The organism is Bacillus sp. BPN334, assembly GCF_008368885.1.
Taxonomy (GTDB): domain Bacteria; phylum Bacillota; class Bacilli; order Bacillales; family Bacillaceae_G; genus Bacillus_A; species Bacillus_A wiedmannii.
This window is the reverse complement of the sequence record NZ_QOZW01000014.1, coordinates 108,176-131,995: the sequence shown is the minus strand read 5'-3', so window position 1 is coordinate 131,995 and position 23,820 is coordinate 108,176. Positions and strand designations below refer to the sequence as shown.

The 23,820-nt window shown below is 34.0% G+C and carries 22 protein-coding genes and 2 pseudogenes; 9 read left to right on the top strand and 15 right to left on the bottom strand.

Annotation, left to right across the window (positions count from 1 at the left end):
- Positions 1-103 precede the first annotated feature (103 nt).
- Positions 104-313 (top strand): hypothetical protein, encoded by a 210-nt coding sequence (locus DN393_RS23115; RefSeq protein ID WP_000880630.1) that lies wholly within the window; start codon positions 104-106, stop codon positions 311-313.
- Positions 314-352: 39 nt separating this feature from the next.
- Here DN393_RS23115 and DN393_RS23110 read toward each other — a convergent pair whose 3' ends face one another.
- Positions 353-1,129, bottom strand: coding sequence for a class I SAM-dependent methyltransferase (locus tag DN393_RS23110; RefSeq protein ID WP_064476647.1), 777 nt, complete (start codon positions 1,127-1,129; stop codon positions 353-355).
- A gap of 108 nt (positions 1,130-1,237) precedes the next feature.
- Between DN393_RS23110 and DN393_RS23105 the strand changes: the two genes are divergently transcribed.
- Positions 1,238-2,089 (top strand): YhfM domain-containing protein, encoded by an 852-nt coding sequence (locus DN393_RS23105; RefSeq protein WP_149173975.1) that lies wholly within the window; start codon positions 1,238-1,240, stop codon positions 2,087-2,089.
- Positions 2,090-2,188: 99 nt separating this feature from the next.
- Here DN393_RS23105 and DN393_RS23100 read toward each other — a convergent pair whose 3' ends face one another.
- Positions 2,189-2,386 carry a hypothetical protein gene (locus DN393_RS23100; RefSeq protein WP_001053356.1) on the bottom strand — a complete coding sequence of 66 codons (198 nt, stop codon included), beginning with the start codon at positions 2,384-2,386 and terminating at the stop codon, positions 2,189-2,191.
- A gap of 150 nt (positions 2,387-2,536) precedes the next feature.
- Here DN393_RS23100 and DN393_RS23095 point away from each other — a divergent pair, with 150 nt between their 5' ends.
- From DN393_RS23095 to hmpA, 3 genes are all read left to right on the top strand, one after another.
- A complete protein-coding gene (locus tag DN393_RS23095) occupies positions 2,537-3,634 on the top strand; it encodes a site-2 protease family protein (RefSeq protein WP_088048389.1) in 1,098 nt (365 codons plus the stop codon).
- 114 nt (positions 3,635-3,748) lie between these two features.
- Positions 3,749-4,267, top strand: coding sequence for a hypothetical protein (locus DN393_RS23090; RefSeq protein ID WP_064476644.1), 519 nt, complete (start codon positions 3,749-3,751; stop codon positions 4,265-4,267).
- 159 nt (positions 4,268-4,426) lie between these two features.
- Positions 4,427-5,635 carry an NO-inducible flavohemoprotein gene (gene hmpA, locus DN393_RS23085; protein ID WP_088048390.1) on the top strand — a complete coding sequence of 403 codons (1,209 nt, stop codon included), beginning with the start codon at positions 4,427-4,429 and terminating at the stop codon, positions 5,633-5,635.
- Positions 5,636-5,667: 32 nt separating this feature from the next.
- On the opposite strand, the gene DN393_RS23080 is transcribed toward hmpA, so the two are convergent.
- Entirely contained in the window at positions 5,668-6,180 is a 513-nt protein-coding gene (locus tag DN393_RS23080; protein WP_000600574.1) for a Crp/Fnr family transcriptional regulator, read from the bottom strand.
- A 169-nt stretch (positions 6,181-6,349) separates the two neighbouring features.
- On the opposite strand from DN393_RS23080, the gene DN393_RS23075 reads away from it, so the two are divergent.
- Entirely contained in the window at positions 6,350-6,577 is a 228-nt protein-coding gene (locus DN393_RS23075) for a hypothetical protein (RefSeq protein ID WP_000882907.1), read from the top strand.
- A gap of 293 nt (positions 6,578-6,870) precedes the next feature.
- Here DN393_RS23075 and DN393_RS23070 read toward each other — a convergent pair whose 3' ends face one another.
- The 3 genes from DN393_RS23070 to DN393_RS23060 all read right to left on the bottom strand — a co-directional run bounded on the left by DN393_RS23070 (position 6,871) and on the right by DN393_RS23060 (position 9,419).
- On the bottom strand, positions 6,871-7,671 hold the full coding sequence (locus DN393_RS23070) for a sulfite exporter TauE/SafE family protein (RefSeq protein WP_000455764.1): 801 nt from the start codon (positions 7,669-7,671) through the stop codon (positions 6,871-6,873).
- A 117-nt stretch (positions 7,672-7,788) separates the two neighbouring features.
- On the bottom strand, positions 7,789-8,787 hold the full coding sequence (locus tag DN393_RS23065; RefSeq protein WP_000380274.1) for an inorganic phosphate transporter: 999 nt from the start codon (positions 8,785-8,787) through the stop codon (positions 7,789-7,791).
- Positions 8,788-8,798: 11 nt separating this feature from the next.
- The gene (locus DN393_RS23060) at positions 8,799-9,419 is read right to left on the bottom strand and encodes a DUF47 domain-containing protein (RefSeq protein ID WP_000231446.1); all 621 of its coding nucleotides are present in this window, start codon (positions 9,417-9,419) and stop codon (positions 8,799-8,801) included.
- Between the two features lie 312 nt (positions 9,420-9,731).
- Between DN393_RS23060 and DN393_RS23055 the strand changes: the two genes are divergently transcribed.
- Entirely contained in the window at positions 9,732-11,774 is a 2,043-nt protein-coding gene (locus DN393_RS23055) for a transglycosylase domain-containing protein (RefSeq protein ID WP_088048391.1), read from the top strand.
- Positions 11,775-11,900: 126 nt separating this feature from the next.
- Here the strand turns inward: DN393_RS23055 and DN393_RS23050 are convergent, their stop codons facing one another.
- The 4 genes and pseudogenes from DN393_RS23050 to DN393_RS23040 all read right to left on the bottom strand — a co-directional run bounded on the left by DN393_RS23050 (position 11,901) and on the right by DN393_RS23040 (position 15,220).
- Positions 11,901-12,329, bottom strand: a complete 429-nt coding sequence (locus DN393_RS23050) for a hypothetical protein (protein WP_088048392.1) — start codon at positions 12,327-12,329, stop codon at positions 11,901-11,903.
- A 195-nt stretch (positions 12,330-12,524) separates the two neighbouring features.
- Positions 12,525-12,938: pseudogene (locus DN393_RS32185) on the bottom strand (Gly-Xaa-Xaa repeat protein); the annotation flags it as partial.
- Between the two features lie 387 nt (positions 12,939-13,325).
- Positions 13,326-13,705, bottom strand: a pseudogene (locus DN393_RS32180) (collagen-like repeat preface domain-containing protein); the annotation flags it as partial.
- A 243-nt stretch (positions 13,706-13,948) separates the two neighbouring features.
- On the bottom strand, positions 13,949-15,220 hold the full coding sequence (locus DN393_RS23040; protein ID WP_064476640.1) for an ATP-binding protein: 1,272 nt from the start codon (positions 15,218-15,220) through the stop codon (positions 13,949-13,951).
- A 160-nt stretch (positions 15,221-15,380) separates the two neighbouring features.
- Here DN393_RS23040 and DN393_RS23035 point away from each other — a divergent pair, with 160 nt between their 5' ends.
- Positions 15,381-16,226 (top strand): DUF72 domain-containing protein, encoded by an 846-nt coding sequence (locus DN393_RS23035; RefSeq protein WP_064476639.1) that lies wholly within the window; start codon positions 15,381-15,383, stop codon positions 16,224-16,226.
- 290 nt (positions 16,227-16,516) lie between these two features.
- Here DN393_RS23035 and DN393_RS23030 read toward each other — a convergent pair whose 3' ends face one another.
- The 4 genes from DN393_RS23030 to deoD form a co-directional block, all read right to left on the bottom strand.
- The gene (locus DN393_RS23030) at positions 16,517-16,711 is read right to left on the bottom strand and encodes a DUF3924 domain-containing protein (RefSeq protein ID WP_001094858.1); all 195 of its coding nucleotides are present in this window, start codon (positions 16,709-16,711) and stop codon (positions 16,517-16,519) included.
- Between the two features lie 124 nt (positions 16,712-16,835).
- Entirely contained in the window at positions 16,836-17,366 is a 531-nt protein-coding gene (locus tag DN393_RS23025; RefSeq protein ID WP_000806236.1) for a tyrosine-type recombinase/integrase, read from the bottom strand.
- A gap of 107 nt (positions 17,367-17,473) precedes the next feature.
- The gene (locus DN393_RS23020; RefSeq protein ID WP_064476638.1) at positions 17,474-19,285 is read right to left on the bottom strand and encodes a sensor histidine kinase; all 1,812 of its coding nucleotides are present in this window, start codon (positions 19,283-19,285) and stop codon (positions 17,474-17,476) included.
- A 156-nt stretch (positions 19,286-19,441) separates the two neighbouring features.
- A complete protein-coding gene (deoD, locus tag DN393_RS23015) occupies positions 19,442-20,149 on the bottom strand; it encodes a purine-nucleoside phosphorylase (protein ID WP_000110707.1) in 708 nt (235 codons plus the stop codon).
- Positions 20,150-20,324: 175 nt separating this feature from the next.
- Here deoD and DN393_RS23010 point away from each other — a divergent pair, with 175 nt between their 5' ends.
- The gene (locus DN393_RS23010) at positions 20,325-21,113 is read left to right on the top strand and encodes a hypothetical protein (RefSeq protein WP_064476637.1); all 789 of its coding nucleotides are present in this window, start codon (positions 20,325-20,327) and stop codon (positions 21,111-21,113) included.
- Positions 21,114-21,117: 4 nt separating this feature from the next.
- Here DN393_RS23010 and mprF read toward each other — a convergent pair whose 3' ends face one another.
- Positions 21,118-23,703 (bottom strand): bifunctional lysylphosphatidylglycerol flippase/synthetase MprF, encoded by a 2,586-nt coding sequence (gene mprF, locus DN393_RS23005; protein WP_064476636.1) that lies wholly within the window; start codon positions 23,701-23,703, stop codon positions 21,118-21,120.
- Between the last annotated feature and the right edge of the window lie 117 nt (positions 23,704-23,820).

The following is a 23,820-nucleotide window of genomic DNA, read 5'->3' as shown; positions in this document are numbered from 1 at the left end:
GAAAGTTGATATTTATAGGAGTAAAGAAGGTATTGTTTGAATTTACAGAGAATAATACAACAATCCACTTGCTGGAAAGAACAAACCAAAAGAGGTGACTGAAATGCTTGCGATGGGAGTATTATTTGGCATTATTGCTATAATTGGTTTTATGTGGTTATATTATTCGCGTTCGTTTAAACAAGCAGAAGTTTTACTCTTTCAAAAAGGTAGTTTGTTGACAAATCAGTCTAGATATTTAGTATGTCCGAAGTGTGGAAGTGCACAGGCCAGAAGTGGAGGCTATCAAGAGTGTTGCAAAATTAGATTATGAAAGAAGGAAGCCTCACATTATGTTGTGAGGCTTCCTTCCTTACAATTTCATGGCGCTCCAAATTGTCCACCGATCTCTTTCGATAATAGGAGAGATGCTTTGTAGTGCGGTCTGGACTTGTTGTAGAAGTTGAGAAAGTTCATGATCTGTTAATTCATATAGAATGGATCGACCTGTTCGAGGTGATAAATCTTGTAGCAATGCTTCTACAGAATCATGTATTTTTCGTACTTCCCATTGTGTTTGAGAGGGGAACACGTGAAGAAAATGTTTTTGTAATTCTTGCTGTATCGTGGTGGTTTTTGGCCGCCTTTTTGATTCTATTTCAATGAGTTTTGGAAAGATAGAGAAAAAATATCCACGAATGTGTTCGGGGCTTCCAGGAATTGTACAATCTTCAATGGTTCGGTCTTGTACAATAAGTACACCGTTTTTCTTTAATATACGAGAAGCTTCACGTAGAAATGTAGGAATGTCTTGTAAATGATGAATCACTGCGCGCGAAATAACAATGTCGAATGTATCATTAGAATATGGGACGCTATGTGCATCACCGTGAATGAATGAAATATTTGGAAAGCCGCTACAATTTTCTTTTGCAGCTTGTAATATTTCTTTTGAAAAATCAAGTCCAATGACATTTTTTGCCCCCATAAGAGCAAGTTCTTTCGTATAAATCCCGCCACCACAGCCAATATCAATTATTTGTTTGTTTTGTATATTTGTAATACTTTTTATCATTTCTCCCCAAGAAATATGGGCGTTTCGCTGTGCGTATGTGTATTTATTATTTGCATCGTGAAAATTAATGGACATGAAAAAGACCTCCTTTCAATACTTAGTATAGCGTATTTTATAGTGTGTCACGTTTTTGTTTTTTATATGAAGAGTATAAGAATTTCTTATTGTAAGAGGAGGATTAAGTTGAAAAGGAAATATGTATTGTTGTTATTTGCTATGTTACTAGCATCTTGTGGTCAAGTAGAGCAAAAAAAAGAAACAAAAAAAGTGGAAGAGACGGTGAATGAAGTGAAAGAAACAATAGGGGCAACCGTTATACAAAAAAAACATAAAGAGAAAAAGTTACAGGAATCAGAAGCTAAGTTAGTAATAGACATTATAGATAAAGCGGAAAAACAAGAAGTAACAGGTAGTTTTGGTGAACCGGAATATGAAATACAAATTAATAGGGATGGAAAAAAAGAAACATATTATGCATGGCTAAGAGGAGAAGACAGACGAGGATGGGTACAATATAAGAAAGCTATGTATATGCTGAATAAAAAAGATACGGAAAAGCTTTTGGCTATATTTCCAAATGTTTCAGAACAAAAAGAAGATGAGATGCAGGTAGGTCCTTTAACGGAAGTAACAAAAAAAGATTTGCAGATTACTGCGTTTCATATTAAAGCAGGCGATCAAAAAGTGAATTATACGGTGCATTATACGATTTCACAATCACTATACAACAAGTTAGAGAAGGAACAAGAATATTATTTACAAGTCGTTTTCCCAGAAAAAGTTCAAAAATTAATTGGAGCAAAAGAGAGTGAAAAAATTTCAGGTGAAAAGGTAAAGGAAGGGTATAAACAATATGAATTGCATGCTACTGTGCAGGTAAAAGATGCTTCAGAATCACAATTAAAGTCATTAGAAACATATTATGAAAATTATGATTTGATAATATTAAATAGTAAAAAAGAAAAAATAGGTGTTTTTCAAAATATCATTCAAATTGTTAAAGAGTATGGTGAAAAAATGGATTTACAAAGATAAAATGAAACTTTAATTAGCCCTTACGGATCGGGATGAATGTAAAGTCTATATGACCTTTCCTAGGAAATGATAATAGAGAGGGGAAAACACCCCTCTCTATTATTTTGCTTTTGCAGATGGCTCATTCATTGATTTTCGTGTAATAAGAAAAGAAATCATAAGAGCGGAAAGGATGACAAGGGCAATAAATACGTGATTGGGCAACAAATCTAATAATAATACGTAACTAACAGTATAAAAAATAAGAGTTGAAGCTAAAAACGATAGAGCGCCTATTATGAGAGATTGTAAATTCATTTGCAAACACCTCCTTATATTTATATTTTTGGCTAAAAATGGATTAAATAAACATTATTTCTAACGATAGAAAAAAATATGTCATAATAGAGAAAAGAATAGTTTTGATGAATGAATATGATTCATTAATGAGAGATAAAGGAGAGAAATATGAAAAATAATAAAAAAGGATTATGGGGAATTATAGTTGCAATAGGGCTATTTTTACTCTCTAAGTTAAAGTGGGTATTTGCAATTTTTAAATTAGCAAAGTTTTCAACGGTATTTAGTATGTTTATATCACTTGGTGCATACGCAGTTATATATGGTTGGAAATTTGGGGTAGCGCTCATTTATTTATTGTTTATTCATGAAATGGGCCATTTATGGGCTGCGAAAAGAAAGGGGATACCAACATCGCCAGCAATATTTATTCCGTTTATGGGTGCTCTTATTGGGATGAAAGAGATGCCAAAAAATGCAAAAGATGAAGCTTATATCGCCTATATGGGACCTCTTTTCGGATTGTTGTCATTTTTACCTGCGATTCCACTTTATATAATAACGAAAGAGCCATTTTGGGCATTAATTATTTTACTTGGAAGTATGATTAACTTCTTTAACTTGATTCCGGTTTCTCCATTAGATGGTGGACGAATTATCTCAGTTGTAAGTACAAAGATTTGGGGAGCGGGTCTTATTGTATTGCTCGGTTATTCCATTTACTTTAAAAGTATTTTGGGAGGATTTATTTTTATTATCGGCTGTATGGAATTATATAGAGTAATAAAGAGAGATGAGCCAATTAAGGAATTAGGATATAGAATTGATGGAATGAAAGAATATGTTGCAAGGCTTGAAGAAGAGTTAAAAGAAACAGGTGCGGTGCATCGAAATATATATATGATGCAACATGAAATAAATATATTAAGGCAAAAAGAAAGAGAGAAAGAATTAAAAGTAGGAGAACTTCAAAAGATTGAAGTGTTAGAGCATCTTTTACCAAAGTTTGAGCCGCTTGATTACGTTCCATATGAAGATGAAAAAGAAACGCATACAATTCATATAAGAGAAGCATTTGAAATGTCAGAAAGAAAATTACAGGAATGGGAGACAGAAAAGAGACAACAGGAAAACTATTATAAAGTTGATATGAAAACAAAATGGACAGTCTTTGCTTGTTATATCGGATTAATGGCTATACTCGGTTACACAGCTTATGAAGGGTACATTGTTTTACAAGAACATTTACCAACGAGAAATGTATAGAAAAATATTGTCGAAATGATAGGAAGAATTTATACAGGAATTATATTTCTACGAGAGAATGTTACAAGTATAGTTATACATTGTAATATCTTTAGTAGAGAAGGAGTTCTGTATATGAAGAAATTGTTAATTGTATTCGGGAGTATTATCGTAATGATCATTGCGAGCTATAGTCTTATGAAATTGCTATTACATTATGCGAATAAGCCTGCTGAGGTAAGTACAATAGCTCAAATAGAAGATGTGCAAGAAGAGACAAAAGTGCTAGATTTTATTCGTATGACGCATGAAAGTTATAATAATTTCTTAAATTACGGTAAAGCAGAGAATTATACAGAAGGGGACTGGAACCAATTTAAACAATGGTTTCAACAACAAGAATCGTCTTTAAAAAATATACATACAGAAATAAAGAATGAAAAAATAAAACGTGATGTAAATAGAAGCTATGAAATTGTAAAAAAAGGTGTGGAACTTCAAAATATTGAGTATGTAGTTTATGCACATCGTGTATACCATGACTTAGATATTATTGTAAATAAATATAGAGGTGAAACGAACATCTGGGGGTATACAGAGTTTGGAGAGGGGAAAGATATAAGGGTAATTGAACAAGCTATACAGTCCAAATAATAAGCTAGCTAGAATTCTAGTTGGCTTATTTTCTTTTGTAAGTGCAATGTTCATATATTATTCACAAAAACACCGTGTTAATAGTGATTAAAATCACAATATGTACTATACAATTCAGTTAAACTAAAAACAGTTAAGGAAATAGAGGAGTGGGATACAATGTTAAGTGCAAAAACAATTGAAATCGTAAAGTCAACAGTACCATTATTACAAGAAAAAGGCGTTGAAATTACAACGAGATTTTATCAAATTTTATTTTCGGAACATCCGGAGTTATTGAATATTTTCAACCATACAAATCAGAAAAAGGGAAGACAACAACAAGCGCTAGCGAATGCTGTTTATGCAGCTGCAACGTATATTGATAATTTAGAAGCTATTATTCCAGTTGTAAAACAAATTGGTCATAAGCATAGAAGTTTAGGTATTAAAGCAGAGCATTACCCGATTGTAGGTACATGTTTACTACGTGCAATTAAAGAGGTCGCAGGTGCACCTGATGAAGTTTTAAATGCATGGGGAGAAGCTTATGGTGTCATTGCTGATGCATTCATTAGCATTGAAGCAGAGATGTATGAAGAAGCGGCACATAAAGAAGGTGGATGGAAAGATTTCCGTAACTTTGTGGTTGTTAAAAAAGTGAAGGAAAGCGACGTTATTACATCATTTTATTTAAAACCTGAAGATGGAGGGCAAGTTTCTTCATTCATCCCAGGACAATATGTAACGATTCAAATAAACATAGAAGGTGAAACGTATACACATAATCGTCAATATAGTTTATCAGATGCTCCTGGAAAAGAATATTATCGTATTAGTGTAAAGAAAGAAAAAGGTGTAGATACACCGGACGGTAAAGTATCTAACTACTTACACGATCATGTAGAAGAAGGGGATATGTTACCAGTAAGTGCACCAGCAGGAGATTTCGTATTAAATATGGATTCAACATTACCAGTTGTGCTAATTAGTGGTGGAGTAGGTATTACACCAATGATGAGTATGCTAAATACGTTAATTGAACAAAACTCAAAACGTAATGTATGTTTTGTTCAAGCAGCGATAAATAGTAATACACATGCAATGAAAGAACACGTTGAGGCAGTAGATAATGAATACGAACAAGTTAAAGCATACACTTGCTATTCTGCACCAACTGAAAAAGATTTGGAAATGAAGAACTTTGATAAAGAAGGTTTCATTGAAGCTGAATGGTTACAAACTATTATTCCGACAACTGAAGCAGAATTTTATTTTTGTGGTCCCGTACCATTTATGAAGCATATAAATGCTGCACTAACTAATTTAGGTGTGGAACAAGAGCATATTCATTATGAATTTTTCGGTCCAGCAGCAAGCTTACAATAGATGAAGTTTGAAATAAGTAAAAAAACGAGGTATTATTTTACCTCGTTTTTTATTTGTTCTCGTAACAGCCGATTTACCGTTTCACGGCGTATACCTATGAGTTGACCGATTTCAGTTTGTGTTAATATTTCATATATAGGAATGTCACCTAAATATAGTGTGAACCATTCTTGTAAACGATGTAGACGTTCTTTCGGAGAGACGGTTGTCAATTGATCGATACGCTGTTGCATCATTCTTAATTTTGATTGTAGTTGCATAGCAATATTTGCATATGATGCAGGATTTGCCTGAAGCTGATCGTACCATTCATTACTAATTATAGGTTCAACTTCTGTTTTCATTAAAGCGATTGCTGTACCGTGATATTCCTTCGGTGAAATTAAAGAATGGTGAGGTATCGTTTCACCTGGAACGATAATGTTGAATAGAAATGGTGTTCCATCTTCTTCTATCCGTACTACTTTTAATAAACCTGTTTTTATAAAATATAAAGGACCGTCCTCGCCTTGACGGAATAGTACATCTCCTTTGTGTAGAATCAATGTTAGCCCCCCATTTAAACATTTCTATTTCTTCTATTTTAGCGTATATGTATAAAGACAATATGCTTTTAAATAGCAATTTCATTGACGAAATATATGCTATTACAGTAGTATACTATTTAGTGTGTAATAGTACTAGCAATGAATACGCTGTAGGGGGTTTAGTATATTGTTAGATGCGATAAAAATGACGGATATGAGAATTCCGGCGAATGCTATCATTCATGTAGAAGAGATGAAAGGTGGAGTCGTGTTATCCGTTGAAGTAGACGGCCAAATTATTTATACGATGGCTTATGATGAAGAAACAGATAGTTATGCTGAATTATATGATCGAAACGATAAGAGGGCGTGCCAAGTACATGAGGATTTTATGGGATGGTCACTTCTTCACTAAAAAAGATGTCAATATGACATCTTTTTTTATTAAAACGATAGAATATACAAAGAAATGAAATATAAGGATAAAATTTGTAATAAATGATTTTGCATTGTTAGCACTTTGTAACTGCAAGTGAATTATTTTTTCGCTATCATAAAGATAACAGTCGCAGTTATAGGAGTGGTCAACTTGAAGAAAGTACATATTTCCAATTATATGTTATTATGTGTTTGTTTAATTTTATTTGTTCTCTTAGGAGGATTTTTATATTCATGTGTATAAGAAAAACGCATCCTAAAAAGAACGCGTTATAAAAAAGAAGTGATGATTAATCTAGTTCCGAGAATAATTAATGTGATACGTAATAAATTAATTACGGCATTACCACTTAATTTTGTATTAATATAAGCCCCGATTTTTCCGCCAATCCATGCACCAGGAATAAGAATTAATGCGTAAACCCAGCTGACATTTCCAAGGGAGATGTGAGTTGCAGAACTTACAATTGCTGATAAAAATACGATAAACATCGAAGTTGCTACAGCAATATGTGCTGGGAATGCAAAAAGTAGCATCATTGCTGGAACAAGTAAGGCACCGCCGCCAATTCCAAATAATCCAGATATAAAACCAACTATAAAGGCGATAAAGATAGCGAGAAGCGGTGGGAATTGATAGTGTACAGTGTTTCCTTCGTTATCTGTAAAAGAACGCTTAATTACCGTCATATTGGATAAAGAAAGGGGGTTTAATTTGTCTCGTAACATAAGAAGAATGGAGACAAAAATAAGGAAAATCCCAAAATATAAAGAAAATGTATCTTGGTTTAAAAATTTGTTTGCCCACGAGCCGATGATACCACCAGGGCCACTCCCGATAAATAAAATAAGTCCACTTTTGTAATCTACTCGTTTATGCTTCATATAAGTAAGGGTGGAAGATAGTCCTGTAAAAACGACTGTTACCATTGAAGTTCCTACTGCAAGTTGTGGTGATAGACTGTGTAATCCAATTAATAACGGAACAATAATAATTCCGCCACCAAGCCCGACTAGACTCCCGACTGTCCCGGCGATTAACCCGATGAAAAGTAACATGATGTATTCCAAAATTTCCAACTCCTCTATATAACTTATCCACCAATTATTATACACGCTTTTTAATAAGAAAAAGGTTTGTTCACAAAAAAGTCGTCTTCCTAGAAAAATAAGGAAGACGACTTTTAATTAAAAGATTAAGTGTAATAAAGCGTAAAATAATGCAGCTAACGAAGCTGAAATAGGAAGTGTAATAACCCATGTAATTAACATACGTTTTGCAGTTCCCCATTTTACACCTTTCACACGATGTGAAGCACCAACCCCTAAAATAGAAGAAGAGATAACGTGCGTTGTACTAACCGGTAAGTGAATGAATGTTGCGCCGAAAATAACAAGTGATGATGATAAATCAGCAGCTACACCATTTACAGGACGAATTTTCATAATTTGTCCACCGACAGTTTTAATAATTTTCCATCCGCCGACAGAAGTACCAAGACCCATTGCGATTGCACAACATAATTGTACCCAGAACGGGATGTCGTCAGAAGTATGATAGTTATTGGCCATAAGAGCCATCGTAATGATTCCCATTGCTTTTTGTGCATCATTCGTACCATGTGTATAAGCTTGTAATGCTGCAGTGAAGATCTGGAATATACGGAAGTTTTTGTTCGTTTTCGTTAAATTAAAGTTTTTAAAGACTACTTTAAAAATACTGTATACGATATAACCAATAACAAAAGCGATAATCGGTGAAATGATTAAAGCTTCAAGAATTTTTATGAACCCTTTAAGATTTAATGAGCTAATACCGGCAGCAGCGATAGCTGCACCTGCGATTGAGCCGATAATTGCATGCGAAGAACTACTTGGAATACCGTAGTACCAAGTAATTAAATTCCAAGCTATTGCCGCAAGTAAAGCAGCTAAAATTACAAGAGAACCATTTTGCAAGGCAAATGGATCAACGATATCTTTTGTAATCGTTTTTGCTACACCTGTAAATGTCATCGCACCTAAAAAGTTCATAATAGCTGCCATAATAATTGCATGTCTAGGCTTTAGAGCTTTCGTTGAAACAGCCGTTGCAATAGCGTTTGCTGTATCGTGAAATCCATTGATAAAGTCAAAAGCTAAAGCGCAAATGACTACTAAAACGGTCAGTATCAAGAGTGTATCCATGATCAAACTCCTTACGCGTTCTTCATAATAATTGTTTCTAATACGTTTGCAACGCTTTGGCAGCTATCCGCTACTTCTTCAAGCTCTTCGTAAATCTCTTTGTATTGAATAATCTTAATCGGATCTTTCTCACGAGAGAATAAGTGCTTAATCGCATGACGGCGAATATCATCACATTGTGATTCGTAATCCTTAATCTTAATCGCGTTCGTACGAATGTCGACTAACTTCTTTTTAGACAGTAGTTCAACAGAATTTGCAATCTCAATCGCACATTGATTAATTGCTTCAACGAATTTAATCATGTATTCATCAGCTTCTGTAATAGAATACATTTCGAATAGACCAGCACTATGATCTAATCCGTCTAATACATCATCCATACTCATTGCAAGTTGTAGGATGTCCTCACGTTCAATTGGAGTAATAAACGCTTTGTTTAGCTCCATAATGATTTCGTGAATAAATGAGTCACCTTTTGACTCATACTCTTTCATGCGCATAGAAAACTCTTTTAAATCGCTAGCATTTTTAATTTTATACTCCACGAAAAACTGCGCGCCTTCTTTTAAATTTTCGGAAACATTCATTAACATTTCAGAAAATTTATCTTTTTTTGATTTAAATACCATTATTAGTTACCCCCACAAAAGTAATATATGTAAAATATATTGGCTAGTCAATTCTAACAAAAAACTGTCGTTTTTTAAAACATTTTATCGAAAAGTTTACAAAAACTTAACATAACTCTCATTGTTGTATTAATAATATTAATAATCAATAGTGAATATCTTACTTGTAGAATGTCCTTTTCTTGCAAAAAGTATGAATGTGAAAGAAAAGCTTTACACTACAGGAAAGACTACGTTATTATAATAAATTTAAAAGGAGGTATATTCTTCCTTTTGAAAAGAAGAGTGTAAACAAACGAAGGAAGTGAACGAATGAAATTGAAGAACACTCACTTAAAAAAAATGCGGGAGTGGTTCAACAAGAGGAAGAAACTTCGTAATTCATTAATTGTATTAGGAAGTTTACTTGCTACTCTATTTATTGCTATAAATATAATAATTTCTATTCAAGACATATCTGAATTGAAACAAGCTGTTCCGCAACCGACCTTAATTTATGATGCAAATAATGAAGTTGCGACGAAATTAGCTTCTTCTAAAACAGAAGGTGTTAAAAGGAAAGATATTCCTGACATTATGGTTCAGGCAATTGTTGCAGTAGAAGATAAGGAATTTTTTAACCATCACGGTATTTACTATAGTGGAATTATAAGTGCAGTTTTTAAAAATATTACAGCAGGAGAAGTCGTGGCGGGGGGAAGTACAATTACACAACAACTTGCGAAAAATGTATTTCTAACACAAGACCGCACATACTCTCGAAAAATAAAGGAATATTTTTTAACAAAAAAAATAGAGCGTACGTATACGAAAGATGAAATTATTGAAATGTATATGAACCAAATTTATTTTGGTGAAGGTGCTTGGGGCATAAAAAGGGCAGCTAAATCTTATTTTGATAAAGATGTAAAAGATTTAACAGTTTCAGAAGCTGCAACGATTGCTGGCTTGATTAAAGCACCGTCTGCATATTCGCCTTATAAAAACTTTAATAAATCAATCGAACGACGTAATGTTGTATTAAGTTTAATGAAAGAGCAAGGATATATCTCTGACGAACAGTATAATAAAGAAAAAGAGAGCGGTCTTGTGTTAAAACGTGGTGTGGATGATAAATACAAGGGGAAATACTCTCAATATGTAGATTATATTGTTAGAGAAGCAATGGACAAGTACGAATTAACACAAAATGAAATTTTAGCGGGTGGTTATCGTATTTATACAGAGCTTGATCCGAAAAAACAACAGGCTGTGGAAGACGTTGTGAATAATGAGAGTTATTTCAAAGATAATGGCTCAGACCAGCTTATGCAAACGGGTGTAGTTCTTATGAATCCAAAAACAGGTGGCGTACCAGCTTTAGTTGGAGGAAGAGGGCCGTATCAGTTTTTACAGTTTAACCATGCAACTCAATTAAAAAGACAACCTGGCTCAACCTTAAAGCCCTTGGCTGTATATGTACCAGCGTTAGAGCAAGGGTATGAAGTATACGATATATTGAAAGATGAACCATTTAATATTAAAGAATATAAACCACAAAATAGCGATCACACTTTTCACGGTGATGTGACAATGTATGAAGCTGTGGCAAAGTCGTACAATGTTTCGGCTGTTTGGCTATTAGAACAAATTGGATTGGATAAGGGATTGAAATCTTTAGAGCGATTTGGTATTCCATTAGTGCCAGAAGATCGTACGTATCCGATCGCTTTAGGCGGTATGCATGTGGGGACATCTCCATTTGTAATGGCTCAAGCGTATAGTGCATTTGCAAATGACGGTGTCCAAGTGGAAGCTCATGCGATTAGAGAGATACAAAATGCTGAAGGTGAAATAATTGGAAAGTGGTATAAGAAAGAGACACGAGTGACGAGCGAGAAAATTGCTCAAAAGATGACATATTTATTAAAAGGTGTTGTCGAAAAGGGAACGGGCGAAAAGGCGAAAGTTAATAATGTTGATACGGCTGGTAAGACAGGAACGACTCAAATTGTAAATGGACCAAGCACCGGTGCAAAGGATTCATGGTTTGTTGGATACACACCAGATTTAGTAGGTGCGATTTGGGTAGGATATGATAAAACAGATAGTGATCATTATGTTCCGGGGGGAAGTCAAATTACGACGACAATGTTCCGGGATATTATGAAAAAAGCGAATGCCAATCCAGCTCAAAAAGCATTCCAGTTATCGCTCATATCTGAGGCTGATTATAAAAAACAATTGAATACAATAGAAGAGGAAAAACGAAGAAAAGAAGAAGAGAAGAGAAGAAAAGAAGAGGAACAACAAAGAAAAAAAGAGCAACAAGAGTGGATTGATAAAGTGAAAGAATGGATTCCTTCATTTTGGTAAAAGAAAGAGGCGAATAACGAAATTCGCCTCTTTTTCGTATGAGAAATTAAGTGAACTTTTAATCGGTGGGAGGAGCTGTATCTATCTCTACGAGTTGTTAGCCCATATCAATTGGGATAAATAGTATTACTCGTTAAGTGTAACATTTGTACTGCCAAAGGATTGAGAATCGTATGTGATGATTATTTTTCCTTTACTAATAGGCTCGTAAAGTAATTCTTCTTCGTAATTACCATTATTTTCATTGTGGATAGAAAGTGTGATTTCATCGATTTTTTTATTTGTATACTGATCTTTAATCGTTTCAGCAATTTGAAGTAACGCTTCGGAACTAGAAGCTTTCGTAATAAGCATTCCTTTTATAACCTTTTTTTCATTCTTTGTGGTATTGGAATAAGGGATGTTGCTTTGTTTTGTATACAAAAGTTTGTATGGAACAGTTTTTCTCTCTGCTTTTGATATAGTGGAATATTTTAGAGTTAAAAAAAATCCTACACATAAAATAATGCATACCATAAGAGCAAACCAAATGCGTATTAGTGACATAACTCTCATCTTCATCCCTCTTTCATATCTTTGACTTCACTATTTATCATACAAAATGAGGATTAAGACAGAGTAAATTTGAGGTAAAGAAACGTAAAGAAGGAGCACTTATCCTCCCAAATAAGTGCTCCTTTCTATATAAAGAGAGATTTAATGCACGGTTAAACGATACATATTAGTATAAATCTATTTATTGATTGAAAATTAGTAAATTCGGAATACGGATAGTGTTGCAGTTGTATCACCTGTGTTAGGAATAGAAATAGTGTTTGCTGTAGGCTGTATAGAAATCGTTGTACCAGCTTGTAAAGTAACGATTGTAGAGAAAGAAACAGCACTACCGATAACGTTAGTTGAGAAATTACGAGTAGGTGGTTGACCATTGAATGAAATACCGAATCCAAATGGTGAAGATCCTGGGAAAGTTGTAGACGCTGAGAAACTAATATCATATACGCCTGTTTCTAAAACTGTTAGAGTATCTGTAGTGTCATTAAAATTAATATTATTTATTTCAAAAACTTGATTGAATTGGATATTAATTCCAGGTGATATAATTTGAGCATTGGAGTTTCCAATTGCAGCGATAGTTACAGGAATTGGAGTACCCGCTGGTCCTGTTGCGCCAGTAGCGCCTTGAGCACCAGTAGCACCTTGAGCACCAGTAGCGCCTTGAGCACCAGTAGCACCTTGAGCGCCGGCTGGACCTTGAGCACCGGCTGGACCTTGAGCACCAGTAGCACCTTGAGCGCCGGCTGGACCTTGAGCACCGGCTGGGCCTTGAGCACCAGTAGCGCCGGCTGGACCTTGAATACCTTGAGCTCCCTGAGGTCCAGTAGTGCCTTGAGCACCCGCTGGTCCCTGAGCACCTTGAGGACCTTGAGCACCAGTAGCACCTTGAGGTCCAGTAGCTCCTGTTGCTCCTCCTCCAAGGCAACCTGATCCGTATTGAACTAGGATAGTTTGAATCTCTGTTATGAGTTTAACTAATTTGTCGATCGTACAACAATCTACTTTGAATAACTTAGCGATATACAATAAATAATTAAGCAGGCTTTGTAGTTCAACGTACAATGCTCCGCATGAGAAAGGGTTGTTCTTAAAATAGTTAATAGATTAGCAATAATAGAATTTCCAATTTGTTTTTGTGCTGGAGATAAATCTAAGCAATTGAGGAATTTTTGTAAGTTATTTAGGGCAGCGATTAAGTTATCGATATTATTTTGAGAAGGGTTTTGAAAGACAGCTTGAATAGCTTGGCCAAGAGCTTGAAGAAGTCTAACGAATTCTGTAAGTTCGGACTTAGAAATGTTAATATGACTACAAGCTCTGACTTCGCAACAATCATTCCCATAAAATACTTTTCCTTTATTTTTATTGTTCATCTTTTCATTCCTTTCTTTCATAGAATCAATAGTCATTACTATATATTAAAATGAAGTTCATACTAAATTCGTGATGGACAAACTACCATTTCTAAAAAAATAAGAAATTGGCCCATCTAGCAAAAATAAGTAAGATATAGAGAAGGGTTTATATAATGTAAAGAAGAAACGTGCAACATAAAAAACTGCATGCCAATTGTTGGGAGTGTTTAACAATTGGCATGCAGTTTGTGGCTTGGTCCTTTATTTGCATTGATTTAATTTTTCAAGGGCTGTTTTAGGTAAGATTGGAATTGAAATAGTGAAAGTTGTACCATCTTCAGTACTAGTCATTTTTAATGTACCGTTATGATTTTGAATGATTTTCTTCGTTACGGACAAGCCAAGCCCTGTACCTGAATCTTTTGTTGAGAAGAATGGATCAAAGATGTATTCTTGAATGGCTGGAGGAATACCAATCCCATTATCAGTGAAAGTAATACGAACAAAATTATCTAGGCGATAACTAGTAATTTGGATAGAAAGTTTTTTTTCACCTTGGGCATCGAAAGCGTTCTGAAATAGGTTTAAAAAAACTTGCACAAGTTCGTGACGATCAATATGGACCAATACATCATCTAATTCGGTAGAAAAATTATAATCAATTGAAATGTTATGTAAAAATACTTCACTAGCTAGTAACTGTTGAATATACTCACGTAAAAATGTATTAATAGGAAACGGTTCTCTTGTAAATTCGCGTGTTTTTGAAATAGATAAAAATTTTGTAATAATACTATTTGCACGATCTAATTCAGGAATAAGTAAGTTTTTAAATAGTTCTTTATTAGATGGAGAAACAGTTTCTTGTAAAAATTGTAAATAACCTCGTACGGTTGTAAGAGGATTACGTACTTCATGTGCAATACCGGCTGCGATTCGTCCTGCTAACGAAAATTTTTCTGCATCACGTTCTGTGTTTAAATAATGAAAGACACTAATAACTCTAAAAATCTCTCCGTTATAATCACGAATAATTCGGTTATTTAAAATGCCATAGTTTTTGTCTAAAACTTCTTCATTATATATTTCTGTTCCCGTTCTTAATGTTTCAAGAGCTTTAATTTTTTCTTCTGGTAATTGTAGTAATTGTTGAATTGGCTTTCCGATTATATCATTTCGTACTACACCAAAATCATCTGCTGCAATTTGATTACATAATGTTATATTTCCTTTATTATCAACAAAGGTTACATGATGTGAAAAAGCATCAAAAATATGAACAAAGTATGTTTCAAGTTGTTTAAATAAAAATAATGAATCGCAAGTAAGTTGAAAATCAGCCTCTCTATTCTCTTTTTGTATGTTTTGAATGGAATGAGTCGTTCTCGTTTTCTTTATTTGTAAACCAATATGTGGATTTTTGTATGTGAAATGATGTGGTAATTGATTCACAAGTTCTTCATAAAAACGTACTTTATTTTCTAATTCTTCTATTCGTTTTTCATGAGATACAATATCATCGTTTGGAAGCATAAATAAATAACCCCTCAATTTAAAAATTCTTCCATCTAGTATATCATATTTTTATACGGATACTCTTAAAGAAGGGGCTACTTAATAAAATTGATTAGCTGAATTGTTCGGGAAGTGAGTAGAATGAATAGAAGGTGAAGTGAAAAAGGGAGGGATATATTTGCTTTTCATTGGAGTGACAGGGTGGGGAGATCATGATTCTTTATATATAGATCCCTATGAAAATAGAAATAAATTACGAACATATAGTGAGCATTTTCCTATTGTGGAAGTAGATAGTTCATTTTATGCGATGCAACCTGCACGAAACTATACAAAATGGGCAATGGAGACACCGAAAGGTTTTTCTTTTGTCGTAAAAGCATATCAAGGGATGACCGGACATATGAAAGGTGAAATCCCTTTTTCTACGTTCGACGAGATGTTTGATGTGTACAAACAATCTATTCTGCCTTTAATAGAAGCTGATAAATTAAAAATGATTTTATTTCAATATCCACCATGGTTTGATTGTAAAAAGAAAAATGTGGATTTTCTTCGATATACGAAAGAAAAAATGGAAGGTTTACCGTGTGCTATAGAATTTCGGAACCAAACATGGTTTTATCCGGAAATGAGAGATAAGACGCTACAGTTTTTGGAACAAGAGAAATGGATTCATACCATTTGTGATGAGCCACAGGCCGGGACAGGTTCGGTACCGCTCGTATTAGAAGTAACGAATGCAGAGATGGTGTTAATACGTTTTCATGGTCGAAATGTTCATGGCTGGCTTGATAAAGGAGAAAATTGGAGAGCGGTTCGTTGCTTATATCGCTACAACAATAAAGAATTAGAAGAATGGGTAGAAAGACTAGAGCAATTAAAAAAGAAGACAAAGGACATATATGTACTATTTAACAATAATTCGGGCGGAGATGCAGCGGATAATGCGAAACAACTTATGAAAATGATGGACATTACATATGGTGAGCCGAAGCCCGAGCAATTAAATTTGTTTGAATGATAATAAACAAGAAAGGCACTGTACAAACAGGGGGAATGTACAGTGCCTTTCTATATGAAAAAGAGGGGTAACAATGTTACTGAGCGTTTGGTTGATTCATCAATTGTTGGCTTCGTAATAAATGATAATGGTTATCATTATCAATGTCAATAGTTTTCCGAAAAATAAATAAAAAACTTTTTATGAGACATTAAAAGTAGATAGATTTCTAAAAAAGTGTGGCTGATGCAAAGAAGTTTTTCGGGGTATCCAGTAAACCATTGATAAAGTATCAAAAAAAAGAACAGCAATTAATGCTGTTCTTTTCCAGTGATGAATTGTTGTAAATCAAAAGGAGTTATCGCTTGGATAAACTCTTTTGAGATAAGTGTTTGAACAAGAGTACTCTCAGAAATGGAAGCACCTGTTTTCTTTTCATAAGCTTGTTTTAATAAATCAAGTTTTTCAGCCGTTTCTTTCGGTAATTCAATTGTTAATGTGTTCATAATTTCTCCCCCTTACTATTAGAGTACCACTACAATATAGGAGAGACAAGACAAGAAAAGAGAATGTGAAACATAAAAAAGGTTACCATTTATAAATGGTAACCTTTTTTATGTATAAGAGTTATTAAGCAATACCGATATACTTTAAAGTTTTTGATGGAGTACTATGATCAAAGAAGTGTTGTAAAAATGCGATATCAACACCTGATTTGTATGCACAATATCCCCAAGTTTTTCGAAGTGTATGTGAGCTAATCCCTTCTAATCCAACTTCTTTTGCAGCTTTGTTTAAAATGTACCATGCATGTTGTCTCGTAATAGATTTCGTTCCTTTTTGAGACTTTAATAATGGTTCATTACGTTTCCAAGTTTTACGTTCTTTCATGTAGTCTTCGATCGCGTGCTGTAAGTCTTCATTTACAGCAAACCATTTATGTTTTTTTACTTTTTCATTGTAAAATAAAATGGAATGGCGAACATTTTCATTTTCATCAATTACATCACTAACTTTTAATTGTAAGATTTCACTTACTTTTAAGCCAGAATTTACAGCTAATACGAATAATAAGCCATCACGTTTCGAAGATTGTAAAAGTATATTTTTGATAGTTTCTAATTGTTTTTCATTTTGAATAGGTTGTCCTGCTTGTTTCATTTCACGCACTCTCCTCTTTTATGTGTGTAAAGGAAAGGATTAACTTGTTTCTTACTATAAAGGGAGAGTGTGAATTTCATGTGAACTCCTAGTGAAATTAAGACAAATTATTTGACTTCTTTTACTTTTTGTAAATTAAAGTAGAATACAACACTATTAGTCGTGTTATATACACCGTACTCGGCATGGTGGAGGTCTAAAATGTTTTTTACAATAGATAACCCGAGACCGGTACCTCCAGTATGACGGCTACGAGATGCATCTAAACGGTAGAAACGATCCCAAATTTTTTCAAGACTTTCTTCAGGGATAGGGTTTCCTGTGTTTTCGATTTCGACTTTTACTGTATCTTCCATTGCTATAACGGAGACTTGTATTTTTTCTCCATCTGGCGTATAGCGAATTGCATTGCTAAGTAAGTTCACAACTACTTGCTCAATACGACTACGATTCGCTTTAACAAATATCGAAGAGTCTACATCTATGTTCACTTGTAAATGCTTTTCCTCCATGCTAAATAATAACTTTGTATAGACTTGTTGAATTAATTCACCGATTGAGAATGTCGTCATATCTAGTTTGTACGTACCTGATTCTAATTTTGCTAATTCTAACATTTCAACAATAAGTCTGTTCATGTTTTCGGTTTCTTCTAAAATAACATCTGTGTAATATGTCGTATCTTTACTAACGCCATCTTTAATTCCTTCTGCGAAACTTCTAATTACACTGAGTGGTGTTTTTAATTCATGTGATACACCAGAAATGAATTCTTTTCGCGTTTTTTCCAATTGACGTTCACGTTCAATATCTTGTTGCAATTTTGTATTGGCAACATTTAATCGATCGATTCGGTCTTTTAAGTTTACAGATAACGTATTAATACTGCCGGAAAGCCCACCAATTTCATCGTCTGCTGTTACAGGTAATTTCTCACTAAAATCAAAATTGGCCATTTTCTTTGTAACGCGATTCATTTTAATTAATGGTTTCACAATGATTTTTGAATAGTAGAAGGATAATAAAATAATTACGAGAAAAACGATGATTAAGGCATAGACATAATAATCCTTTAAAACGAGCATTGCTTCATTAACAGGTTGCAAAGACGCTATGGCAAAAGCGTATTCTGTAATTTTTCCATTTTCCACAATAGGTTTTACAAAGATACTATTTTTTATATTCTCTCCACCATCTATTATATAAGTGTTTAATTGGTGCGAGTTAGCAGTGCCATTTCTAATAATGTCTGCAAAATATTGAACGGCTTGTAATGTTTCAAAATCATTTGCAAGACGAACCTCGGCTTTTGATGGAAGCTGTAATTTAGATACAATACCAGTAAACTCAATTTGAGTCACAGTTTTGGAGCGGTTTGTAAGTCTATTTTTAGAAGAGTTGCCATTAATGGATTGAAAATCTGAATTGAAACGTTCGTTTTGCCATCGATTATAATTTGTTGTCAATTCTAGTGGTGTTATCGTTTTCCCTCGTACCAAACCGACGACGTTTATCATGCCATCTTTTTTCAATCCTAAGTTTTCGAATTTCTTATATTCTTCAGGCGTTAAAAGATTATTGAGTGGAATGAAATATGTTTCATTATTTTTAGGATTAATTACATCAATGTAGTAATTGTTGTCACTTTTAATAATGCCCTCAGAATTTAAAAATTGCATATCAGCATTTGTTTTATCATGAAATTCTTGTTTTAGTTTTCTAACTTCCTCAGGGTCTTTTTCGCTTTTTTCATAATTAGCTACGAATTTTTCAAAAGCAGTTTGAACTGTTTTTACTTTTTTATTAATATAAAATTTCTCTAAAAATAGAGATTGTCCTAAGAAAAAAAGGAGGAATATGATTGTAAATAATGTTGATGTTAATAAAAATAGTTTAAAGACGATACTTCTGTTTTTCACTGCGTCACCTCTTGTGAGAAATACTGTAAATGATTTCTTTATTATAACAAACGTTACAAAAAAGTAGAGGAGAAAATCTGTCTCTTCCGAAAGTAGTTTTTAGTAAAAAGTCACATAAAAAGAACTCGACAGACGTATGACGAGTTCTTTAATGTATTATTGTTGAATTGCTGCATCTAAAGCGATTTCAATCATTTCGTTAAATGTAGTTTGACGCTCTTCAGATGTTGTTTCTTCACCAGTGAAAATGTGATCGCTTACTGTTAATACAGATAACGCATTTACACCGTATTTCGCCGCTAATGTATAAAGAGCAGTTGTTTCCATTTCTACTGCTAGTACACCATAATCTCCAAGTTTTTTAACCATGTCCATGCTTTCGCGGTAAAATACATCTGCTGTTAAAACATTACCAACACGAACGTGTAAGCCTTTTTCAGTTCCAGCATCGTAAGCTTTCTTTAAAAGGTCAAAGTTTGCAGCTGGTGCAAAATCAAAACCTGGGAATGTTAAACGGTTCATATTAGAATCCGTACAAGCTGTCATTGCAATAATAACGTCACGTACTTTTACGTCTTTTTGAATCGCACCGCAAGTTCCAACGCGAATTAAATTTTTAACTCCGTAGCTTTGGATTAATTCGTTTACATAAATAGAAATAGAAGGAACACCCATACCTGTACCTTGAACAGATACGCGTTTTCCTTTATAAGTTCCAGTGAAACCTAACATACCACGCACGTTATTATAGCAAGTAACGTCCTCTAGAAATGTTTCAGCGATATATTTTGCACGTAATGGATCACCAGGTAATAGAATAGATTCAGCAATTTCGCCTTGTTTTGCTTCAATATGTACACTCATGAAAAGTCCTCCTTATAATGTATCGATAGAAATCAATATCATTTGCATTATACACTATCAATCCTTTCAATTAAAATCTTTTAATTATTTGTAATATGTGCAAAGCAGGAGGATTTCATAAATCATAATCTAGAATATATATGTAAGAAGTTTTGTATGAACAGAGACAATAAAAATGGTAGGTGATGTTTTGAAAAATCTTGTCATTGGACTTGTTGCTTTGCTATTTATTGTAGTAGGAGGATTTTACATAAAAAAGTATCAGGAAACTACAGAGACTGTAGGTGATGTTCAGGAAGTAAAATGGGATGTGTCAAATGGAAAAGGAAATGAGAAAGTAGATATTTTGTTTCAATTACTAAATAATAAAAATAACGAAGTTCGTGGTGTGAATGATCAAATTCGGGCAGTTATTGTAGACGGACAATTAAAGCATGTACAACAAATGAAACCTACATTTGCAGGAAATGGATCCTATAAGGTATCTTCCAAAATAGCGAAAGATGAAGGGTATACAATATTTTTATATGAAGACAAAAATAAATCTGTGAAATCATTTGCGAAGAAAGATTTTGGGAGAGAAATAGAGGAGAAAAATAAGAAAAAAGTAAAGTTTCCAATCGATAGTGTACTTACAAAAAAAATAGGGGAGTATGAAGTTTCTCTTTTATTTGGTGCATTGCATCCGAATGAACCAGCGACGTTAACATTTCAATTCCAAGCGAAAAAGGGTGACAAATTGAAATTACATTCAGAGAGAGGAGAAGTAGAGGCGCTCTATATCGTGGACGAAACGAGAGAAAACTTTTTATACGCAATACCTGTTGATACAGATGAGCAATTACAATATCGTATTACATTTCCTATAGAAGGAACGTATAAAATATGGGGAGATTTCTATATAAATGGTAAGAAATATGAAAAAGAATTTATTGTACAAGTTCAAAAACGAAAAAACAGCTAAATGTTTAGCTGTTTTTTCGTTTTCCTATTAATTTTGTTACAGAGAGCATTGTAATTGGTAAAGAGTGATTCTTTCTAAATGCTAAATATTTACCGCTCCATGCTGGTTTATATTTTTCTTTAAAATGACGTAGCCCGCTGAAACTATACGTATAACGAACATTATTAAAGATGGCAGCAGCAACTCGTTCAGACCAGAAAGATTGTGTCGATAAACCTACATTTGAAAGTGGGGCCATACCAATATTAAAGGAGTGGTATTCATTTTCTTTTGCCCACTGGAATAGGTGGATGAAAATTGCATCCATAATGCCGCTAGGCGCATCTGGATAATAGCGCATTAAATCAACAGACAATGATCCGTCTTGATATACGGGCATAAAGGTCGTGAATGCAATGATTTTTCCATCCGCATCACATAATGTAGCGATAGGAGCACGGCTAATATATTCACGATCAAAATATCCGAGGGAAAAACCTTTCTCTTTTTTTCCGCCGAGCCACGCATCTGAAACTTTTCTTAATTCTTCAAATAATTCGTTTGAGAACGGTGGCTGGTGAATAGAGAATGTATAGCCTTCTCTTTCAAAACGGTTGAAAGTTGCTCGCATACCGGCGCGTTTTTTTCCTGTTATTGTAAATGTGTTCAAATCAACGACAGCTTCTTCACCAAGTTTAAAGAAGTTATAACCAAAATCATGATATAAACTCATCCATTTACTTTCTATTTGGTAGAATACACAAATGTATCCAAATCGATCAGCTTCAGCTAAAAACTCTTGTAACACAGTACGGTAGGAGGAAGGAGCCCCAATTGGATCACCTAGCACAACGAGACGTTTTCCAGTTATAGAGAAGAGAAGGAGCGCTTTCCCATCACTACTGAAGAAGAATTGTTTATCTCCTAAAAATCCTAAATGACTAAGTACATTACCATCATGTTCATCTAAAAAGTTTTGCAATCTTTTATCATTAGCTGGTTGCCCGGGAAATTCATTTCGATAACGATTGGCAATGAGTGAGCCAATCAGTAAAAATGTAGGAACGAAAAAGGCAGCTGCTAATGCACTTCGTTTCACTTGCGTAATATTACGAACGACAAAATCAGGTTTAAAAGCTTCTTTTGCACCTGCAAATAAAATACCTAAGTTTTTATATAAATATAAAGTGATGAGTAAGAATATAAAAACTTTTACCATATCAGAAAGTGAGACTTCCATTTTCTCGCGTACAAATCTTTTACGAAGCATATATAATACAGCGAGTACGATTAATAAAATAAACGTCTCTTCAATATCAATCCCTTTTAGCGTATTAAAGATGGCTGCTCCGATTAAAGAAATAATCGTCATATAGTAAGAACGTTTTGTTCCATAATATATGCCTCGTGAAAGGATTAGGAGGAGAATACCAAATGTTAGTGATAAGCTAAAAGAAAATTGAATAAGATGTTTTGGAGCTAGAATATGTAAGGCGTGTGCTCTGTTTATACTTGTCGGTAGAATGGTCGATAAAATAACCATTAATCCAGCAAATACTGTTAAAGCAGCAGAGGCCCATGAACCTAGTTTTCCTAGAAAATCACGCTGCAAAGTCCATATAACACCAGTTGTTTCTAATGCAGGCGCAATAAAAGGTTTATCTTCAAACTTTTTAATGGCCACGCCTGTCATTTCAAAAGCTGCAAAAATAAGACCAAGGCAGAAAGGTAAAATGTAATAGACGAGGCGATATAATAACATGGCAGGTAGTAATACGCCTGTATCAATGCCATATTGTCCGAGCCCAGTTAAAAAGACAAGATCAAATGAACCAAGTCCACCAGGAACAAGACTAACAACACCAGCTAAAGCAGCAATTACATACACACCTAAAAACTTTTGAAATTCGATATCGATACCAAATAATATTAGTATGACGTACATAACAATACCGGCAGATACCCACTCAACTAATGAAACTAATGAGTATAAAACAGTTGGATTTTTCTCTTCTTCCCCCTCTTCTTGCTCTTCGGTTTGCTTTGATTTTCTATTTTTTAGTTTAGAAAAGCCAATGTATATAGGGACGAAAAGGGCGAAGAAAATAAGAACAGGCCATAGCCACGGTTTTTCATGCAAAATAAAACTTGTGTCTAATATTCCAATAAGACCGAGGAAAGAAAGAATTGCGAGTCCGTTAATAAAAGCGGTTGTCATCCAGGCAATACTTTTAATAAGTTTGCCATTTTCTTTTATGTATGGACGATAAAGCATTGTGCGTACACCAGCTCCAACGAGACCACCAAACCCAATAAATCCATTTAAAGTATTAGCAATCCATGAGATACGAAAAATCTTTTGGACTGGTATATCAGCTTTTAAATAACGAAGCATAACATAGTCATAAAAAAACATTGTTGATACGGCAAATGCACCAAGTGTAATTGCTAAAAAAACTCCTCCGGTTGGAATGTTTTTAATTGTATTGATTGCTTCTAAAAAAGAAATGCCTGCTAATTCTTTTTTTGCTTGAAAGAATACAATTGTTAATACAACAAATGGGAAGATAATTTTCCCGATTTGTAAGAAACGTTTCCATGAAAACGACATAAATACAACTCTCCTTGTATAAGAAAACTGAGACAATAATATTATTATGACAAACTTCAAGAAAAATAAAAAGGTAAATTCCTGTATAGGGAAGCTATTTTTTATATGGGTTATATT

Bases quoted from the DNA above. Each gene is read 5' to 3' on its own strand.
- DN393_RS23115 (WP_000880630.1), top strand. From the start codon at position 104: ATGCTTGCGATGGGAGTATTATTTGGCATTATTGCTATAATTGGTTTT.
- DN393_RS23110 (WP_064476647.1), bottom strand. From the start codon at position 1,129: ATGTCCATTAATTTTCACGATGCAAATAATAAATACACATACGCACAG.
- DN393_RS23100 (WP_001053356.1), bottom strand. From the start codon at position 2,386: ATGAATTTACAATCTCTCATAATAGGCGCTCTATCGTTTTTAGCTTCA.
- DN393_RS23095 (WP_088048389.1), top strand. From the start codon at position 2,537: ATGAAAAATAATAAAAAAGGATTATGGGGAATTATAGTTGCAATAGGG.
- DN393_RS23090 (WP_064476644.1), top strand. From the start codon at position 3,749: ATGAAGAAATTGTTAATTGTATTCGGGAGTATTATCGTAATGATCATT.
- hmpA (WP_088048390.1), top strand. From the start codon at position 4,427: ATGTTAAGTGCAAAAACAATTGAAATCGTAAAGTCAACAGTACCATTA.
- DN393_RS23065 (WP_000380274.1), bottom strand. From the start codon at position 8,787: ATGGATACACTCTTGATACTGACCGTTTTAGTAGTCATTTGCGCTTTA.
- DN393_RS23060 (WP_000231446.1), bottom strand. From the start codon at position 9,419: ATGGTATTTAAATCAAAAAAAGATAAATTTTCTGAAATGTTAATGAAT.
- DN393_RS23055 (WP_088048391.1), top strand. From the start codon at position 9,732: ATGAAATTGAAGAACACTCACTTAAAAAAAATGCGGGAGTGGTTCAAC.
- DN393_RS23050 (WP_088048392.1), bottom strand. From the start codon at position 12,329: ATGAGAGTTATGTCACTAATACGCATTTGGTTTGCTCTTATGGTATGC.
- DN393_RS23040 (WP_064476640.1), bottom strand. From the start codon at position 15,220: ATGCTTCCAAACGATGATATTGTATCTCATGAAAAACGAATAGAAGAA.
- DN393_RS23030 (WP_001094858.1), bottom strand. From the start codon at position 16,711: ATGAACACATTAACAATTGAATTACCGAAAGAAACGGCTGAAAAACTT.
- DN393_RS23025 (WP_000806236.1), bottom strand. From the start codon at position 17,366: ATGAAACAAGCAGGACAACCTATTCAAAATGAAAAACAATTAGAAACT.
- deoD (WP_000110707.1), bottom strand. From the start codon at position 20,149: ATGAGTGTACATATTGAAGCAAAACAAGGCGAAATTGCTGAATCTATT.
- DN393_RS23010 (WP_064476637.1), top strand. From the start codon at position 20,325: ATGGTAGGTGATGTTTTGAAAAATCTTGTCATTGGACTTGTTGCTTTG.
- mprF (WP_064476636.1), bottom strand. From the start codon at position 23,703: ATGTCGTTTTCATGGAAACGTTTCTTACAAATCGGGAAAATTATCTTC.